Genomic DNA, 17752 nt, shown 5'->3' on the forward strand with positions numbered 1-17752 from the left:
GTTCGACCACTCAGGATGCCGGGGCGTCGGCTTTCCAGGCCCGCAGGTGCGCGACGCCGACCCCCTCGAGGCTCGGCAGCACCCGCAGCGCCCCCGTGAAATCGTGGTGGGCCGTGAACGCGTTGGGGGTCACGATGGTATCGAGCCCCGCCGCCCGCGCGGCCTTGAGACCGTTGCCCGAGTCTTCGAACGCCAGGCAAGCTTCGGCCGGCAGCCCCAAGCCTTCGAGGGTCTGCAGATACACCTGCGGATGCGGCTTCTTCTTTGGCGCGGTCGAGGCGTCTTCGACGACCTGGAAAAAACTGCGCCAGTCCGGCCCGATCGCCCCGCGCAACAGTGCAGCGATGTTGACCGGCGAGGTGGTCGTGGCGATCGCCAATGCCAAGCCCTCGTTGTACGCGGCCTCGATGAGCTTGAGCACGCCCGGGCGCAGCGCGATGGCGCCTTCCTGCACGGCCCGCTCGTAGGCGGCGGTCTTCAGTTCGTGGATGTGCGCGATCGTCTCGTCGAGCGCCATGCCGTCGAGCGGCTTGACATCAGGGTGGACCTGGCGCCAGTAATGCGCGATGCGCTCCTTGCCGCCCGAAACCTCGAGCAACTCGGTGTAGAGCGCTTCGTCCCAGTGCCAGTCGAGCCCGAGTTCGGCAAACGCCTGGTTGAAGGCAGCACGGTGCACACTCTCGGTGTCGGCGAGCGTGCCGTCGACGTCGAAAATCAATGCCTGCAGCGGTTGCGTCGTCATGTAGGGCTCCTGAAACGAAGGGCGACCATCGATCCGCCGTCGCCGATTGACCCTAAAAATGCAGGTCAGGCGGCTGCGGAGGTTTGACTGTAGACGCGCTGATCCATAAACTCAAATCACGTTTTTTGAATTTTTCATCAGTGTTTCTGATGTTTTGGAGCCATCGATGCGCCCGTACACGCTCAAGCAACTGCAAACCTTCGCAGAGGTGGCTCGCCAGGGATCGGTCTCGCGGGCGGCCGAAAAGCTGTTCATCACGCAGCCGGCGGTTTCGATGCAACTGCGCCAGCTCGAAGAAGCGGTCGGCTTGCCGCTGACCGAGCCCATCGGGCGCAACATCCGTCTGACGGCCGCAGGCGAGGCGTTTTTGGAGCAAGCGCATCGAGTGCTCGCCGAAATGCGCAACCTCGAGGCCGTGATGGCCGACCACCTCGGCATGCGGCGCGGCCGCATCGAGCTCGCCGTGGTGAGCACGGCCAAGTATTTCATCCCGATGTTGCTGGTGCGCTTTTCGAAGCAGTTCCCGGGCATCGAAGTTCAGCTGCGGATCGACAACCGGGAAAACGTGCTGGGCTGGCTGGCCCGTAGCGAGGTCGACCTCGTGGTCATGGGCCGCGCGCCGGCCGACCTGGACTGCGAAGCCTCGCCGTTTGCAACCAACCCGATGGCGATCCTCGCAGCCCCCAATCACCCGCTGGTGCGCCGCAAGCATCTGAGCTTCGCGGCCTTGGCTGACTACCCCTTCGTCGTGCGCGAGCCCGGCTCGGGCACGCGCGCGGCGATGGAGCGGCTGTTCGCCGAGCACCATACGGCGCTGAAGGTAGCGATGGAGATGCCGAGCAACGAGACGATCAAACAAGCCGTCATGGCGGGCATGGGGCTGTCGTTTCTGTCTTTACGCACGGTGCGGCACGAGCTCGCCAGCGGCCACATGGCGCTCATCGACGTCGAGGGCATGCCGCAGATCGGCCACTGGTACATCACCCATCTGAGCAGCAAGAAGCTCTCGCCGGCGGCGCGCGCATTCAAGGAGTTCCTCATCGAACAAGGCAGCGGGCTGATGGACAGCTGGAGCTGACGCTCGACCCGAAGCTTCACCGACAGCCGCCGATTCATCAAGTTTTCTAATTTCGGAAAAAGTTTTTTTTACTTTTCTTTATGGGTTTGGGTTCCTATAGTTCGCTCGCTGATCCCGTTTTCGTCCTCAACACCCGGAGCCCGCACATGGACCAATCCAACCGCTACGCCGACCTCAGCCTCAAAGAGGAAGACCTGATCAATGGTGGCCGCCACATCCTCGTGGCCTACAAGATGAAGCCCAAGGCGGGCTATGGCTACCTGGCCAGCGCGGCGCACTTTGCCGCCGAGTCGTCGACCGGAACCAACGTCGAAGTCTCGACGACCGACGAGTTCACCAAAGGCGTCGACGCCCTCGTCTACCACATCGACGAGGCGACCGAGGAAATGCGCATCGCCTACCCGATCGAGCTGTTCGACCGCAACATCACCGACGGCCGGATGATGATCGTGTCGTTCCTGACGCTCACCATCGGCAACAACCAGGGCATGGGCGACATCGAGTACGCCAAGATGTACGACTTCTACATGCCGCGCCGCGCCATCGAGCTGTTCGACGGCCCGAGCAAGGACATTTCCGACCTCTGGCGCATCCTGGGCCGCCCGATCAAGGACGGCGGCTACATCGCAGGCACCATCATCAAGCCCAAGCTCGGCCTGCGGCCCGAGCCCTTCGCCAAGGCGGCCTATGAGTTCTGGCTCGGCGGCGACTTCATCAAGAACGACGAGCCGCAGGGCAACCAGGTATTCGCGCCGATGAAGAAGACCATTCCGCTGGTTTACGACGCGATGAAGCGCGCGATGGACGAAACCGGCGAAGCCAAGATTTTCTCGGCCAACATCACCGCCGACGACCACGACGAAATGCTCGCGCGCGGCGAGTTCATCCTCGAGACCTTCGGGCCCGACGCCGACAAGGTGGCCTTCCTGGTCGACGGCTATGTCGGCGGCCCCGGCATGATCACCACCGCCCGCCGCTGGTTCCCCAATCAGTACCTGCACTACCACCGCGCCGGTCACGGGGCCGTGACCAGCCCGCAATCCAAGCGCGGCTACACCGCCTATGTGCTCGCCAAAATGAGCCGTCTGCAAGGTGCTTCGGGCATCCACGTCGGAACCATGGGTTTTGGCAAGATGGAAGGCGAGAAAGACGACCGGGCGATTGCCTACATCATCGAGCGCGACGAGTATCAAGGCCCGGCCTACTACCAGAAGTGGTACGGCATGAAGCCCACGACGCCGATCATCTCGGGCGGCATGAACGCGCTGCGCCTGCCCGGCTTCTTCGAGAACCTGGGCCACGGCAACGTGATCAACACGGCCGGCGGCGGCTCTTACGGCCACATCGACTCGCCGGCCGCGGGCGCCAAGAGCCTGCGTCAAGCCTACGAATGCTGGAAGGCCAAGGCCGATCCGATCGAATGGGCCAAGCAGCACCGTGAGTTCGCGCGCGCCTTCGAGTCCTTCCCGGCCGACGCCGACAAGCTCTACCCGGGCTGGCGCGAGAAGCTGGGCGTGCACAAGTAAGCCGCCCCGTGCCCTGCAGGCCCCGTTTTGGGCCTTTTTTCTACTCTTGCCGGCGCAAATTGGCGCTCTCTTGCTCTTTTTTCAGGAGTTCACATGTCGCTCAGCGAGCAATACCGCATCCGGACCGAGCCCCACTACCAGCCGCAAGGCAATGAGGTGGCGCTGTTCGAGATGGCCTATGGCGCGCGGCTGCCGGTCATGGTCAAAGGGCCGACCGGATGCGGCAAGTCGCGCTTCGTCGAATACATGGCCTGGAAACTCCAGCGCCCGCTGATCACCGTGGCCTGCAACGAGGACATGACCGCCAGCGACCTCGTGGGTCGCTACCTGCTCGAAGCCGGCGGCACGCGCTGGCTCGATGGGCCACTGACGACCGCCGCCCGCATCGGGGCGATCTGCTATCTCGATGAAATCGTCGAGGCGCGCCAGGACACCACGGTCGTGATCCACCCGCTGACCGACCACCGCCGCGTACTCCCGCTCGACAAAAAAGGGGAACTCGTCGCGGCGCATCCCGACTTCGCGCTGGTGATTTCCTACAACCCCGGCTATCAGTCGCTGATGAAGGATCTCAAGCCCTCGACCAAGCAGCGCTTCACGGCGTTCGACTTCGACTACCCCGAGGAGGCACTCGAGGCGCGCATCGTCGCCGAGGAAACCGGGCTCGCACTCGACGCCTGCGAGAGACTGGTGCGGATCGCCCATGCGGCCCGTCGCCTCAAAGGGCACGGGCTGGCCGAGGGCATCTCGACGCGGCTGCTGGTGCATGCCGCGCAACTCATCCGCCAGGGTGCGAGCGCACGCGATGCGTGTCGAATGGCGCTGGTGCGCCCGATCACCGACGACGCCGACATCCGCGACACGCTCGATCACGCCATCGACGCCCAGTTCGCCTGAAACCCGCTCCCGCATCCACCAGACGCCGTGGCAGCCCCCGATCCGAGCGCCGAACCGACCATCGCGCCCACGCCCGAGCAACTGGCCCGCTGGCGCGCGCGGCTCGACACCCGCTTTGCGCAGATCGATGCGGTCTTCGAGCCGCTGATGCACGCCGCCTGGGCGACGCTGAGCCCGAGCGACTTCGAGGCCTATCTCGACGCCGCACGAACGCTCGGCAAGCTCGGCCGAGGAGTCGAGCCGATGCTCGTCTTTCTCGAAGAATGGCCCGCCGTCGTCGACGCGCTCGGTGGTCATGCCGAGGGACTGGCCGACCTGATGCAAGCCGTCGCGCGGCTGCAGCGCTCGCCCAACGGCGGGGCGATCGCACCGATGCTGCAGACACTCGCGGCCGTGGCGCGGCGGCTCGGCTCGACCGAGGGCTTGCGGCACTACCTCGAGCTGTGCGTCGACCTCGGCGAGCGCACGAGCACCTCGATCCACGGCCGGCACGTGACCTATGCCAGCCCCGCCCTGCCGGCTTTCTTCGAAAGCGCACCGCGTGCGCTTGCAGCCGTCTCGCTCGCCGGGCTGCGGCGCTGGGTCGATGAAGGCGTGCGCAGCCACCGGGGGCACCCACAGCGGCTCGCCGAATACTTTGCGCTCGACAGCGCCGACAGCCGAGCCGTGCTGCAGCGGGAGCGCCACGGCACGCTGTTTGCGAACGTCCAGCGCTCGCTCGAGGTCTATCTGCGCGCGCTGTGGGACTCGAGCGACCCGCTGGTTCCGATCGCTACCGGCTGGAGCGCGGACGAGCAGCCGGCCGTTCCCCATCTCGAAAGCGATGGCCTGCGCGTCCCAGACGTCTACGAGGACCTCGACGGCATCCGCGGCATCGACCGCTACCGTGCGGCACTGGCGCACCTGATGGCGCACCAACGCTGGAGCGCCTCGCTCATCGCCGACAACTGGAGCCCGGCCCAGCGGCTGGCCGTCGAGTGCTTCGAGGACGCGCGGGTCGACCATCTGCTCTGCCGCGCCCAACCCGGCCTGCGGCCGCTGTTGGCGGCCTTGCACCCGGCACCGCGCGCCGCGGACTGCGACCCCGAAACCACATCCTGCCTGCGCCACCGCTTGACGCGGCTCTCACGCGCGCTGCTCGATCCCTCGGCGGAGGTCGACGCCACGCTCGAACGCTGGCGCGCCCGCTTTCAGGAAGCGCTCGCCGATGGCCCGAGCAGCACCGCGGCCATGGCCCAGCTCGCGCTGGCCTACATCGCCGAAACCCGGCGCGCCAGCGACCAGCTCGCGCGTGTGCATTTCACCGACACGATCGTCTCCTACCGGGACGACAACCGCCACCTTTGGCGCTTCATCGAAGAGGGCGACGAGGAAGAAGTCTTCGACCGAACCAACCGCCCACGCGCCGAGGAAGAACCCGACCGCCTGCCGCCGCGGCTCTATCCCGAGTGGAACGAAAGCACGCAGAGCTATCGCCCCGATTGGGTCAGTGTCTACGACCAGCTCCATCCCTCGGGCAACGCCGCCGAGGTCGATCGGCTGCTGGCCAAGCATGCGGACCTCGCGCGTGCGCTCAAGCGCTGGCTCGACTGGCTCAAGCCCCAGGACCGCGTGCGTCAGCGCTTTCAAGAAGACGGCAGCGAGCTCGACCTCGACATCGCCGTTCGCGCCTGGGTCGACCTGTACAGCGGGCAAAGCCCCGACCCGCGGGTGAACTTCAGCCACCGCACGCAAAGCCGCGACGTCGCGGTGCTGCTGCTCCTCGACTGCTCACAGTCGCTGAACCAAGCGGTGGCCGGCAGCACGCAGACGCTGCTGCAACTCGCGCAGGAATCCGTCGCCTTGCTGGGCTGGGCGATTTCCGAACTGGGCGACCAGCTCGCCATTGCGGGTTTTTGCTCCAACACCCGGCACGACGTGCGCTACAGCCACATCCTGGGCTTTTCGGAAACCTGGGGCGATATTCCCAAGGCACGCCTGGCCGCCCTGCAAGCGAGCTACTCGACGCGTATGGGTGCCGCGGTGCGGCACGCCGCCCACTATCTCGGCGCCCGACGCGCGCAGAAAAAACTACTGCTCATCCTCACCGACGGGGAGCCGGCCGACGTCGACGTCAGCGACCCCGAGGCCCTGATTGCCGATGCGCGGCAGGCGGTGCGCGAGCTCGACGGCTCGGGCATCCACTGCCACGCGGTCAGCCTCGACCCACAAGCCGACCGTTACGCCCGCGAGATCTTCGGACACCACTACACCGTCATCGATCGCGTCGAACAGCTGCCCGAGCGCATGCCCAAACTGTTCATGAGCCTGACGCGCTGAGGCCGCGCGAGGCCAAACGTCTTTCACACCGCCTGCAAGGCTTGGAGGTTCTTGATGCGGTAGACCCGGCCTTGTTTGTCGAGCGGCTCGATGATGCCCTCGCGGACCAGCGCGCTGATCTCGCGGCTGACGGTCTCGAGTTTGAGGTCGAGCATGGCGCCCATGTCTTCACGCGCGAACAGCGTCGCGATCTCGGCATTGGTCGGGCTGCGCATTTTGAGCACGAAGTGCGCGACCCGCTGGCGCGCGGTGCCGAAGTTGAGGTCTGCGAGCCAGTCGTCGGCTTCCTTGAGCGCGTGGTGCCACTTTTCCATCAAGCGCTTGTGCAGCCGGGCCGAGTGCGTCCCCAGGCGCTGGATGACCGAAATCGGGATCCGGCACACCGACACATCCGTCAGCGCCACGGCGTCGCTGTCGTAACGCTGCGAGGCCAGGGCCTCGAGCCCCGCCACATCGCCCGCGCGAAGCACCCGCACGATGCGCTGGCGGCCGTCGGGCGTCACCCGCACCAGCTTGATCATGCCGGTGCGCACGGTGAAGATCCCCATGGCCGGTGCACCCTCGGTATAGAGCACCGTGCCCGCCCGGATGTCCAGATCGTCGATGGGTGCGTGGATGAGGCCGAAATCCTCCTCATTGAGGTCGGCAAACAACACCATGTCACGGATGCCGCAGCTGCGGCAGTCCGCAGTCCCTTTCCAGGCAGATTCGGTTTTGATCGGGATCATGGGGGTTGGATGTGGGGCAAAGCGGGGCAGCGCTGGATTCTCGCACGAGCCCCACCCGCCTCGCCCGTGATGTCAATTTTGATAGCAACAAAGACCCATTTCACGCCGGCATTCGGCCAAAATGGGCAAAAAACCCGCCCCAAGCGGGCGTGCGCTCAGCGCCCCCGGACGGCGGCACGCGCCTGGCGCAGCCGCTCATCGAGGTAGGCAGCGTAAAAGTCGGGCAAATAGCCGCCGACGAGCCGCTCGGCCACCTCGACCCCGCCGCGGCCGAAAAACAGCACCGTCGGCGCGACACGAACCGCCCACCGGTTGGCCAGATCGTCGTGCGTCGTGGGCTTGCCGTCGAAGTCGAGCACCGGGCGGCGGCTGCGTTTGTCGACCTGGACGAGCTCGATCCGCCCTTCGGCATACATCGGGCCGAGGTAGTGGTCCCGCGCCACCACACAGAAGGGGCAACCTTCGAGACTGACCATCACCACCAGCGGCTCGCCGCGTCGCAGCGCCTGCACGAGCGAGGCCCGCAGGTCGCTGGCGGGCTGCAGCAGAAGATGCTCGGCCTGCGCGATCCGCAGGGCGCCCAGCCCCGCAGCCGCGGCCAGCCACCATTCCCGCCGGCGCATGGTCCAGCCCAACAGGCTCGAACGCATGCTCATTTGGATTCGCGCTCCATGAGCAAATAGGTGTTGTAGGCATTCATGCGGTTGGCCACCTTGAACAGCGGCAGCGCCTCGAAGGCCGACCAATCGGTCGCCTCATAAGCGGACTCGAATGGTTCGAGATTGCGCGCCGCCTCACCCATCGTCTTGCGCAGATAAGCCAGATAGTCGCGCGTGAGCTGCATGTCCTTGCGCGGTTCGGCAGACAGCGGACCGTGGCCCGGCACGACGACCGTCGCATCGAATCCGAGCAAAACATCGAGCGCCTGGATCCAGTGACCGCTGTCGGCCTGTCCCACGAAGGGAATGCGGCTGCGAAACACCAAATCGCCCGCAAACAGCAGCCGCTCGGACGGCACGTACACCGCGAGGTCCTCGGGCGTATGCGCGGGGCCGAGGTGTTTGATGACGAAGTCCACGCCGCCGAGTCGCAGACGCCGCTCGTCGTCGACCCACTCGTCGGGTGGCACCAAGCGGGTGTTCTCGTCGATCCACGGCGCCAAGTCTTGCCGTGAAGCCTCCAGCCGCAGCCGCGCCGTCTCCGAATTGAGGTATTCGCGCGCAGCGCGATGCGCCACGATGCGCGCGCCCGCCTTCTGGAAGGCCTGCAAACCATAAATATGGTCCGCGTGATAGTGCGTCACGATCACCCACTTCACCGGCTGGGGCGTGATCTTGGCGATCTCCGCCATCAAACGCTCGGCCAGCGCCGGCGAGCCCAGCGCGTCGATCACCACCACGCCTTCGGGCGTCACGACGAAACCGGCGTTGGAAATGAAATTCTGGTTCGCACTCGACCCCAGCGCCGACACCCCCTCGACATACCAAGCCGAAGGCGTCACCTGCACCGGCTTCATCGGCACGAGATCGGCGGCCTGCGCGAGCGCCGGCAGCAGCGCGGTGAACGCAAAACTCAAGAACAGACCGAGCCGGATCGAGACGCGCCTCAACGCCTGGGCGCAACAGAAAAATCCATCGTTCACGTATTCACTCCAAAAGGTGTTGCGGCTTGGGGTCGCTGCACCGCACAAAGCTTGACCGGGGTCAACATCGCTCCCGTCCCCGGGGCTAGCATTTCCATCATTATTTCCGGAATCATCGAAACACACCATGGCGCTCGCAAACTGGATCGAAACCTGGGGTGAAGGAACGGTGCTCGCCGTCGGGGGCATCGTGATCGGCGCCCTCTTCGGATTTCTCGCACAACGCTCGCGCTTCTGCTTGCGTTCGGCGGTCATCGAGTTCTGGCACGGTCATTTCGGCGAAAAGCTCGCGGTTTGGCTGCTGACGTTTTCGGCCGCCGTCGTAGGCGTGCAGTCGCTCATCTTGCTCGGCGCGCTCGACGTCGGCAGCGCGCGTCAGCTCGCCTCGCGTGGCAGCCTCTCGGGCGCCTTGATCGGCGGCCTCCTCTTTGGCATGGGCATGATCATGACGCGCGGCTGCGCCAGCCGTCTGCTGGTGCTGTCGGCCAACGGGAACCTGCGCGCGCTGCTCTCCGGCTTGATTTTTGCGGTCACCGCGCAGGCGGCCCTCGGGGGGGCGCTCTCGCCGCTGCGCGAAAGCATCAGCAGCTGGTGGATCGTCGAAGGCGGTTCGTCTCGTGACCTGCTGGCCCTGACCGGGGTTGGACATTTCGGTGGCTGGTTGTTTGGTGGTGTGTGGGCGGCTGCAGCCCTGTTTTTCGGTCTGCGCAGCGTTGGTGGAACCTGGAAGTGGGTCGGCGGCATCGGTGTGGGCTTGAGCGTGGCAGCCGCTTGGTGGTTCTCCTATGCCGTGGCCCAGAACTCTTTTGAGAGCGTGCGCATCCAGGGCCTGACCTTCAGTGGCCCCTCGGCCGAGTGGCTGATGCGCGTGCTGGTTCGGCCGGCTCCGCCGATCGGCTTCGACTTTGGCTTGATGCCCGGGGTTTTCCTCGGCTCCCTCATCGGCGCGCTGATCGGGCGCGACTTCAAGGTCGAGGGCTTCAAAGACGGCTACAGCATGCACCGCTACATCATCGGGGCGGTCTTGATGGGCTTTGGCTCCATGCTCGCCGGCGGCTGCGCGGTCGGCGCAGGCGTCACCGGGGGCGCGATCTTCGCCCTCACGGCCTGGGTCGCGCTCGTCGGCATGTGGCTGGGCGGCGGACTCATGGACTGGCTGCTCGACCAAAAGCTCGCCCAAGTGCAGTTCTGGCAACACCGTGCCACGCCCGCCGTCGCCCCCTGAACTCAGACTCGTTCGGGCACGCTCGTTTCTGACCCATGAGCGCTTTGCGCGCATCCACTCATTGAGGCTTCATCATGCAGATTGACCGCTTTTCCCCGTTGGTCGCAGCCGCTGTCTTGGCGCTCTTTGCCGCCGCGCCCGCCCTAGGCGAAACCGACGCCGCCACACTGGCGACGCAACGTTGCGCCGTCTGTCATGGCGCCCGAGGCGAAAGCAGCAACGAGCAATTCCCTCAGTTGGCCGGCCAAAACGCCCGCTACCTCAGCAAACAGTTGCACGACTTTGCCAGCGGCGCCCGCACGCACGTGGCGATGAACGTGATCGCCCGAGAGCTGAGCGGGGAACAGATCGAGGCCTTGGCTCAGCACTATGAACGGCTCAAGCCGCAGGCGCACCCCGGCACCGACCCCTTGCTGGCCAACGTCGGGCGCTACATCTGGGAACGGGGCAACCCGTACACGCGGGTTCCGGCGTGCACGTCTTGCCACAAGGAAGCCGGGCTGGGCAACGCCCAACTGCCCCGGCTCGCAGGACAGAATCCGCGGTACGTGATGAACCAGCTCCAACGCTTCCACGCGCGAGAGCGGCAAAACGACGCAGGTCCCATGGCTTATGTGACCAGCGGTCTGTCCGAACTCGAAATGCGCGCGGTGGCCGAATACATTGGCGGTTTGGGGCGGAACTGAGCGCGCGCCCAGCCGAGCCGAACATCCAGCTGTGGAGCCAGCCAGCGGCGCGCGAATCTGCGTCACAGGCCGCTGACGTATTCCGCCACGGCGGCCATCTCCAGCGGCGTCATTTTCTCGACGATGGTGTGCATGACCGCGTTGTCGTTGGTGCGCTCGCGGGTGTGGAACTGCTTGAGCTGGCTTTCGACGTAACCGGCATACTGGCCCGCCAGGCGCGGCAGCGATGCGGTGCCCAACCCAGCCGGGCCATGGCAGCTGGCGCAGGCCGGAACGCCACTGAATTTATTGCCATGCAGATACAGGTATTTGCCCACCGCAGCCAATTCCGGGTCTTTCGGCGGCTCGGGCTGGACTTTCTGCTTCTCGAAATACTTGCCCAAGGCCACCATGTCTTCGGAGCTGAGCTTGGCCACCATCTCGCCCATCGCCGTGCTCTTGCGTTTGCCGGACTTGAAGGCTTCGAGCTGTTTGGCGATGTACTCGGCGTGTTGGCCGGCCAAGCGCGGAAACACTTCGCTCGAAGACTCACCCTCGGCACCGTGGCAGACGAAACACACGCCATTGACGATCTTCTTGGCGCGGGCTTCGTCACTCTGGGCGTGGGCGGACAGCGCCAACATGGCCATCGCTGCGGCGAAGAAGCGGTTGAACCGTCGCATGTTTATATGCTCACTCAGTGAAATAAATCTGAAAGAAAAGCGCCGCTCGGTCAGCAAGCGGCGCATGGCGCTCGTCCTGATCGGGCGCGGCCAGCGATGACGATCGCCGCAGGCCCGAGCGGGATCATCCCAGCGTGTCCGCCCAGATGTTACGCGCCCAGCCGAGTGCGTAACGACCTTCCAACTCGCTCGCGGCCTTGGAGATGCCACCGGAATCAGGCACGGTGAGCATGGTCTTCTTCTCAGCGTCGTAGCGGTGCACGCTGGCGACATGCACGGCATCCTCGTCGGTCACGAAGCTGTAGCAGGTGTTGTTGTAAATCGGCAGGCTAGGCACCGGCTTGCCGCTGAGCAGCGCCACGACGGCGGCGGCACAGGTCTTGCCGTGCTGATTGGCCATGTGCCCGGACTTGGGCATGCCCGGCGCGATCTGGATCGAGTCGCCAATCACATGCACGTTCTTCGCGGCTTTCGATTCGAAGGTCAGGAAGTCCACCTCACACCAACGCTTGTTGGCCGTCGCCAGACCCGTCTTCACCGCGATGTCGCCCGCACGCATGCTCGGCACCACGTTCGCAACGCTGGCCTTGAAATCGTCGTTGAACTCGAACTTGAGCGTGCGCGTCGCGGCATCGACGTCGGTGACGCGGTGCTTGGGCCGGTATTCGATCATCCCGTCGTAGTGCTCTTTCCAGGCCTTGAGGAACAAGCCCTTCTTGGACTGGATGTCATCGTTGGCGTCGAAGATCACCACCTTGCTCTTGGGCTTGGCGCGCTTGAAATAATTGGCCACCATGCAGGCGCGCTCATACGGGCCCGGCGGGCAGCGGTAGGGCGCGAGCGGAATGGCGAGCGCGTAGACGCCGCCGTCGGGCATGGCTTCGAGCTGCTTGCGCAGCGCCACCGTCTGCGGACCGGCTTTCCATGAATGCAGCACCTGCTCCTGCGCGCCGGGCTTAGCCATGCCCGGCAGGGTTTCCCACATGAAGTCCACGCCGGGGGAGACGATCAAGCGGTCGTAGGGCAGTGTGTTGCCGCCGGCCAAGCGCACCTGCCGCTTGTCCACGTCGATGGCCTCGACGCGGTCGCGCACCAGCGTCACGCCGTGCTTCTTCACGAGGTTGTCATAGGTGATGGTGATGTCATCCATCGACTTCAACCCGGCCAGCACCAGGTTGGAAATCGGGCAAGAGATGAATGTGGGGTTGGGCTCGACGAGCGTGACGTCCACCCCGCCCTCGGACCACATCCGGACATACTTCGCCGCGGTCGCCCCCCCGTAGCCGCCACCGATGACCACGACCTTGGGCTTGTTGCCGCCGACGCTCGCGCATCCGCCAAACAGCGTGGCGCTGGCCAACACGGAACCGGCCGCGACCCCTTGTACAAATTGACGACGTTTCATGCTCGATCTCCTCGTTCTTATTTCTTCAGTGCCGCGAAATAGCCAGCCAGTTGCTGGAGCTGCTCATCGGAATAGCCTTTGGCAATCTGATGCATCAGCGTCGCCGGCTTGCGCCCGGTCTTGAAGTCGAGCAATTTTTTCAGCAACTCGTCCTGTTTCTGCCCGGCGAGGGACTCCATGCCCTTCTCCGCAACACCGTGGGTGCCGTGGCAGTTGGCACACGCGGCAGCCCAGCTCCGCAGTTGCACCGCGTCGGCCGGCTGTGCCTGGGCCACGCCCAAACCTGCAGCCAGCGCCAAGGCTCCAGCAATCCATGTCTTCATCGTCGCTCCTTCGGTTGATCGTTTTCGTTCGCCCAAACGCCCAACGGCGTTCGGCCTACCCCTGATCGGGCGCACAATGCCCTGATCTATATCAGCGCTTTGCGAATCAATCATAAATTTTCGTCACTACCGTGACAGCCCGGGAAAACCCGCCTGCGCCACGTCAGCGCAACGTCAGGCTGACGTCGATTTTTCGCCGCCGGGTCCGTCGTCGATCTGACTTTCGATGGCGATTTGAGTGCAAACCGCGCGACACAGACTGGCCACCCGGTCATCGATGATCCGGTAATAAATCTGCACCCCTTCGCGCCGCTTGCCAAGGACGCCGGCCTGGTAGAGCGTGTTGAGGTGCTGCGACATATTCGGCTGCGTCGCATCGATCTCTCGAAGCAACTCGCCCACGTTCTTCTCCCCGTTGCACAAGCTGCTGATGATCTTGAGCCGCATCGGGGCCGACATGACCCGAAAAACTTCCGCAGCAAGCTCGAACACCTGATCGGACTCGCTGTAGGACGGGGTGGTATCCGGCGTCTTCGTGGATTTGGACATGGCTCTCAGTCGGTCGAGTCTACGAACCGTACGGCGGTGCATTTTCATACAAAACCCGAAATGTGCACGAGATTGGCCGAGGCGCAAACGGCGCCCCACCGCTTCCTATCGAAGCCGATTTCAAACCGTCCTGTCGGTGAGGCGCTCAAACGCCACATGGCCGCCGACCAGCGTCGCCCGCACGCGCCCGGGAAGTTCGTAGCCCTGAAACGGGGTGTGCTTGCCGTGGCTGCGTAAGCCTTCGGCCGTGACGACCCAGGCCGCCTGCGGGTCGAAGACACAGACATCCGCGACCCCCCCTTCGACCAAGCGGCCCAGACTGGATTGCAAAGACCCCATGGACGAAGCCAATATGTCCGCCGGATGGCTCGTGAGCGTGGCCCAGGCCTGCGTCGGCGGCATGCCCTCGTCGAGCGCCCATTTGTGCGCCAGCGAGGCCAACAACTCGATCGCGGTCGCCCCAGGCTCGGCCTGACCGAACGGCAAGGCCTTCGCGTCCGAGCCAACCGGGTTGTGATCGGAAACCAGCGCCGTGAGCGTGCCGTCGGCAAGCGCGGCACGCAAGGCCGCGCGATCGCGGGCCTGGCGCAGCGGCGGGGACAGGCGCGCATGGCTGTCGAAATAGCCGATGTCGAGGTCGGTGAGATGCAGCGAATGCACGCTCACATCGGCCGTCACCGCCAGGCCCTGCGCCCGCGCCGCCCGCACGAGTTCGACGCCTGCAGCACTGCTGAGTCGACACAGATGCACCCGTGCGCCCGTTGCGCGAACGAGTTCAAAAATCGTATGCAAGGCGATGGTTTCCGCGGCGACCGGAACCCCGGGCAGACCCATGCGCGTCGCCAGCGACCCGCTAGCGGCCACGCCGCCGCCCAGGTAGGCATCTTGGGGACGCAGCCAGACCGTGTAGCCGAACGTGCTCGCATATTGCAGCGCACGCAGCAGAACCTGGGTGTTGGCCATGGCCTGGTCCGCCTGGCCAAATCCCACACAACCCGCCTCGGCGAGGTGGACCATCTCGGTGAGCGCCTCGCCTGCCAAGCCCTTCGTCAAGGCACCGAGCGGAAACACCCGGGCCTGATGCAGCCGCTCGGCGCGGTACCGCAGCATCTCGACCAGCCCCGGTTCATCGAGCACGGGGTCGGTGTCCGGTGGGCAGACCAGCGCCGTCACCCCGCCCGCGACCGCAGCGGCCATCTCGGACTCCAGCAGGCCAACATGTTCGTGCCCTGGCTCTCGCAAGCGCGCGGCCAAGTCGATCAAACCCGGCAGAATCAGACAGCCTTGCGCGTCGATGACACGGTCCGCTGCAAAGCCCGCGGGCTCATTGCCGAGCGCCACGATCCGCCCCGAGGCGACCGCCACACTGCCGGGCTCATCGCGCCCCGAAGCCGGGTCGATGATGCGCCCCCCTCGAATGATGAGCTTCATCGCAGCGCTCCCTCGTTCAACATCCATGCAACCATCACGATCACGCCTCGTTTCCAGCCACGATGCTCATCACGGCCATACGGACCGCAATGCCAAACGTCACCTGCGGCAGGATCACGCTCTGCCGGCTGTCGGCCACCGCAGAATCGATCTCGACGCCGCGATTGATCGGGCCGGGGTGCATCACGATGGCGTCAGGCTTGGCCCACTGCAGGCGCTCGGGCGTCAGGCCGAAGCTCTTGAAAAACTCCTGGCTCGAAGGCAGCAAGGCACCACTCATGCGCTCGTTCTGCAGCCGCAACATGATGACGACATCCGCATCCCGCAGGCCCTCCTGAAGGGTGTGGCAGACCCGAACCCCCATCGCCGCCATGTCAGCTGGCACCAAAGTCTTGGGCCCGACCACCCGAACCTCGGCGCATCCGAGGGTGGTGAGCGCGTGGATGTCCGAGCGCGCGACCCGCGAATGCAAGACATCGCCAACGATTGCCACCGTCAGGTTGGAAAAGCCGCCTTTGTAGTGGCCTATGGTGTAGGCGTCGAGCAGCCCCTGCGTGGGGTGTGCATGTCGGCCGTCGCCGGCATTGATGACGTGGACATGCGGGGCCACATGCTTGGCGATCAGGAATGGCGCGCCCGACTCGCTGTGGCGCACCACGAAGATGTCGGCAGCCATGGCCGAGAGGTTCGCAATCGTGTCGAGCAGCGACTCGCCCTTGGAGGCAGAAGAGCGCGCGATATCGAGGTTGATCACGTCCGCAGACAGGCGTTTGGCTGCAATCTCAAAGGTGGTCCGGGTCCGCGTCGAGTTTTCAAAGAAGAGGTTGAAAACACTTTTTCCCCGCAGCAAGGGCACCTTCTTGACCTCTCGGTCGTTGACACTGACGAAATTGCTGGCCGTGTCCAAAATGTGGGTGAGGATGTCCCGGGGCAGGCCCTCGGTCGATAGCAAATGGATCAGCTCCCCGTGTCGATTGAGCTGAGGGTGGCGCTGGTGCAACATTCAAGCCTCCTCGATGCGGAACCGGAATTGCCCCTGCTCCCCGCGGTCCAGCGCGAGTTTCATCGAGGGCCCGAGCACGACGCTCGCCGCAGCAAAGTCCGGCTGAATGGGTAACTCCCGCCCGCCGCGATCGACCAGAACGGCCAGTCGCACGCGCGCCGGACGTCCGTAATCGAACAGCTCATTGAGCACCGCGCGCAGCGTTCGGCCGGTGTGGATGACGTCGTCGAGTAAGAGAATCTCCGCGCCTTCGACATCGAAAGGCAGACGGGTTTTCCCCCCGTAGCTCAAGCCGCGCCGCGAAAAATCATCGCGATGCAAAGAGGACGAGATGACGCCCGGCTCGCCCGCCCTCTGCCAGTCTCGGTGCAAGCGTTCGGCCAGCCACGCCCCTCCCGAAGTGATGCCGACGAGTTTCACCGATTCGTCAGCCCAGGGACGCACGCCGTCGCGCAAGGCCACATACAAAGCCTCCGCGTCGAGCGGCAACGATCCCGTCGTGGTGATGCTCATGTCAACTCCGAAAAAAACTGTTCCAGTATGACGCAGGCGCTCGCAGCATCGAGGTCATAAGCACCCCTCGCCTGCGCCTCGGTCGTGCTGTAGCGCTCATCGACTTCGAACACGGGTATGCCGAAGCGGGCGCGCAGTTGCCGGGCAAAACGCCGCGCCCTTTGGGTGTTTTCATGGGGCGCCCCGTCCGGATGGAAAGGCACACCGACGACCAAGGCGTCGGGCTGCCACTCGGCAATCCGGGCGGCTGCAGCCTCCATGCGGGCCGCCCCCTCGGCACGTATGGTCGGCAAAGGTGTAGCCTGCGCCAGAAGGCGGTTGCCCACCGCGACGCCTGTGCGCTTCAATCCGAAGTCGAAGGCCAGAAACGTCGCCAGCCCCTCGACGCCTGCGCGGCTGAATCCATCCTCTCGGGTCATGCGTGACCCGCCTGTCCCGAAAGCCGGCCTGCGTCGATACCCAGTAGTGCCATTGCCCGCTCGTACCGTTGCTCGATCGGCACCTCGAACAGCAAGGATGGGTCAGCCTCGACGGTCAGCCACAGGTTCTCGAGCAACTCGGACTCGAGCTGCCCGCCCTCCCAGCCCACACATCCGAGCGCCACACACAGCCGTCGAGGTCCGCCGCCGCAGGCCAAGGCTTCCAGCACATCGCGGGAGGTCGTCAGGGCGACATCGCGGGAAACCCGTCGAGTCGAAGAAAACAGGGCGTTTTGCGGCCCGGCTTCGAGATCCAATAACGGCTCGTGGAGCACGAAACCCCGATCCATCTGCAACGGCCCACCCTGGAGGACGATTTGCCGGCTCAGCTCCGAGCGGGCCAAGGGTAGGTCGACCTTATCGAACAAGCCACCGAGATCCATCGAACCGGGTTTGTTCACGACCAATCCGAGCGCTCCGTCCTCGGTGTGCTCGCACAGATAGATGACGCTGCGCGCAAAAGCACCGTCTTCCAAACCCGGCATGGCAATGAGGAAATGATCTGCGAGGTCGGTGCCGGTGGAGTCGCGAGGCATGCCAGAAT

19 protein-coding genes are annotated in these 17752 nt (G+C 64.8%); 6 read left to right on the forward strand and 13 right to left on the reverse strand.

Annotated elements, in window-relative coordinates:
• Positions 1 to 10: 10 nt before the first annotated feature.
• Positions 11 to 742 carry an HAD-IA family hydrolase gene (locus EDC62_RS07465; RefSeq protein ID WP_124222247.1) on the reverse strand — a complete coding sequence of 244 codons (732 nt, stop codon included), beginning with the start codon at positions 740 to 742 and terminating at the stop codon, positions 11 to 13.
• A 166-nt stretch (positions 743 to 908) separates the two neighbouring features.
• Between EDC62_RS07465 and EDC62_RS07470 the strand changes: the two genes are divergently transcribed.
• The 4 genes from EDC62_RS07470 (at position 909) to EDC62_RS07485 (ending at position 6562) form a co-directional block, all read left to right on the forward strand.
• Positions 909 to 1820 (forward strand): LysR family transcriptional regulator, encoded by a 912-nt coding sequence (locus EDC62_RS07470; protein WP_124222249.1) that lies wholly within the window; start codon positions 909 to 911, stop codon positions 1818 to 1820.
• Positions 1821 to 1966: 146 nt separating this feature from the next.
• On the forward strand, positions 1967 to 3346 hold the full coding sequence (locus tag EDC62_RS07475; protein ID WP_124222251.1) for a ribulose-bisphosphate carboxylase: 1380 nt from the start codon (positions 1967 to 1969) through the stop codon (positions 3344 to 3346).
• A 93-nt stretch (positions 3347 to 3439) separates the two neighbouring features.
• Positions 3440 to 4243, forward strand: a complete 804-nt coding sequence (locus tag EDC62_RS07480; RefSeq protein ID WP_124222253.1) for a CbbQ/NirQ/NorQ/GpvN family protein — start codon at positions 3440 to 3442, stop codon at positions 4241 to 4243.
• Positions 4244 to 4270: 27 nt separating this feature from the next.
• Complete coding sequence (locus EDC62_RS07485) at positions 4271 to 6562, forward strand: nitric oxide reductase activation protein NorD (protein WP_245968801.1); 2292 nt, start codon at positions 4271 to 4273, stop codon at positions 6560 to 6562.
• Between the two features lie 23 nt (positions 6563 to 6585).
• Here EDC62_RS07485 and EDC62_RS07490 read toward each other — a convergent pair whose 3' ends face one another.
• The 3 genes from EDC62_RS07490 to EDC62_RS07500 all read right to left on the reverse strand — a co-directional run bounded on the left by EDC62_RS07490 (position 6586) and on the right by EDC62_RS07500 (position 8806).
• Entirely contained in the window at positions 6586 to 7290 is a 705-nt protein-coding gene (locus EDC62_RS07490; RefSeq protein ID WP_124222255.1) for a Crp/Fnr family transcriptional regulator, read from the reverse strand.
• A 155-nt stretch (positions 7291 to 7445) separates the two neighbouring features.
• Positions 7446 to 7946, reverse strand: a complete 501-nt coding sequence (locus EDC62_RS07495) for a thioredoxin domain-containing protein (RefSeq protein ID WP_124222257.1) — start codon at positions 7944 to 7946, stop codon at positions 7446 to 7448.
• A complete protein-coding gene (locus tag EDC62_RS07500; protein ID WP_124222672.1) occupies positions 7943 to 8806 on the reverse strand; it encodes an MBL fold metallo-hydrolase in 864 nt (287 codons plus the stop codon). The genes EDC62_RS07495 and EDC62_RS07500 overlap by 4 nt, the downstream gene beginning before the upstream one ends.
• Before the next feature lie 253 nt (positions 8807 to 9059).
• On the opposite strand from EDC62_RS07500, the gene EDC62_RS07505 reads away from it, so the two are divergent.
• Positions 9060 to 10157, forward strand: a complete 1098-nt coding sequence (locus tag EDC62_RS07505; RefSeq protein WP_124222259.1) for a YeeE/YedE family protein — start codon at positions 9060 to 9062, stop codon at positions 10155 to 10157.
• 74 nt (positions 10158 to 10231) lie between these two features.
• A complete protein-coding gene (locus EDC62_RS07510) occupies positions 10232 to 10843 on the forward strand; it encodes a c-type cytochrome (protein WP_124222261.1) in 612 nt (203 codons plus the stop codon).
• 62 nt (positions 10844 to 10905) lie between these two features.
• On the opposite strand, the gene EDC62_RS07515 is transcribed toward EDC62_RS07510, so the two are convergent.
• The 9 genes from EDC62_RS07515 to EDC62_RS07555 form a co-directional block, all read right to left on the reverse strand.
• A complete protein-coding gene (locus tag EDC62_RS07515) occupies positions 10906 to 11505 on the reverse strand; it encodes a c-type cytochrome (RefSeq protein WP_245968802.1) in 600 nt (199 codons plus the stop codon).
• A gap of 124 nt (positions 11506 to 11629) precedes the next feature.
• Entirely contained in the window at positions 11630 to 12910 is a 1281-nt protein-coding gene (locus EDC62_RS07520; protein WP_124222263.1) for an NAD(P)/FAD-dependent oxidoreductase, read from the reverse strand.
• Between the two features lie 17 nt (positions 12911 to 12927).
• Positions 12928 to 13233 (reverse strand): c-type cytochrome, encoded by a 306-nt coding sequence (locus EDC62_RS07525; RefSeq protein WP_124222676.1) that lies wholly within the window; start codon positions 13231 to 13233, stop codon positions 12928 to 12930.
• A gap of 174 nt (positions 13234 to 13407) precedes the next feature.
• Positions 13408 to 13782, reverse strand: coding sequence for an ArsR/SmtB family transcription factor (locus EDC62_RS07530; protein WP_124222265.1), 375 nt, complete (start codon positions 13780 to 13782; stop codon positions 13408 to 13410).
• Between the two features lie 120 nt (positions 13783 to 13902).
• On the reverse strand, positions 13903 to 15213 hold the full coding sequence (locus EDC62_RS07535; RefSeq protein WP_124222267.1) for a dihydroorotase: 1311 nt from the start codon (positions 15211 to 15213) through the stop codon (positions 13903 to 13905).
• 40 nt (positions 15214 to 15253) lie between these two features.
• Entirely contained in the window at positions 15254 to 16216 is a 963-nt protein-coding gene (locus EDC62_RS07540) for an aspartate carbamoyltransferase catalytic subunit (protein WP_124222269.1), read from the reverse strand.
• Positions 16217 to 16729 (reverse strand): bifunctional pyr operon transcriptional regulator/uracil phosphoribosyltransferase PyrR, encoded by a 513-nt coding sequence (gene pyrR / locus EDC62_RS07545; RefSeq protein WP_124222271.1) that lies wholly within the window; start codon positions 16727 to 16729, stop codon positions 16217 to 16219.
• Positions 16726 to 17148, reverse strand: coding sequence for a Holliday junction resolvase RuvX (gene ruvX / locus EDC62_RS07550; protein ID WP_124222273.1), 423 nt, complete (start codon positions 17146 to 17148; stop codon positions 16726 to 16728). Before ruvX ends, pyrR begins: the two co-directional genes overlap by 4 nt.
• Entirely contained in the window at positions 17145 to 17744 is a 600-nt protein-coding gene (locus EDC62_RS07555) for a YqgE/AlgH family protein (RefSeq protein WP_124222275.1), read from the reverse strand. Before EDC62_RS07555 ends, ruvX begins: the two co-directional genes overlap by 4 nt.
• Positions 17745 to 17752: the final 8 nt, after the last annotated feature.

Source organism: Tibeticola sediminis (genome assembly GCF_003843835.1).
Taxonomy (GTDB): domain Bacteria; phylum Pseudomonadota; class Gammaproteobacteria; order Burkholderiales; family Burkholderiaceae_C; genus Tibeticola; species Tibeticola sediminis.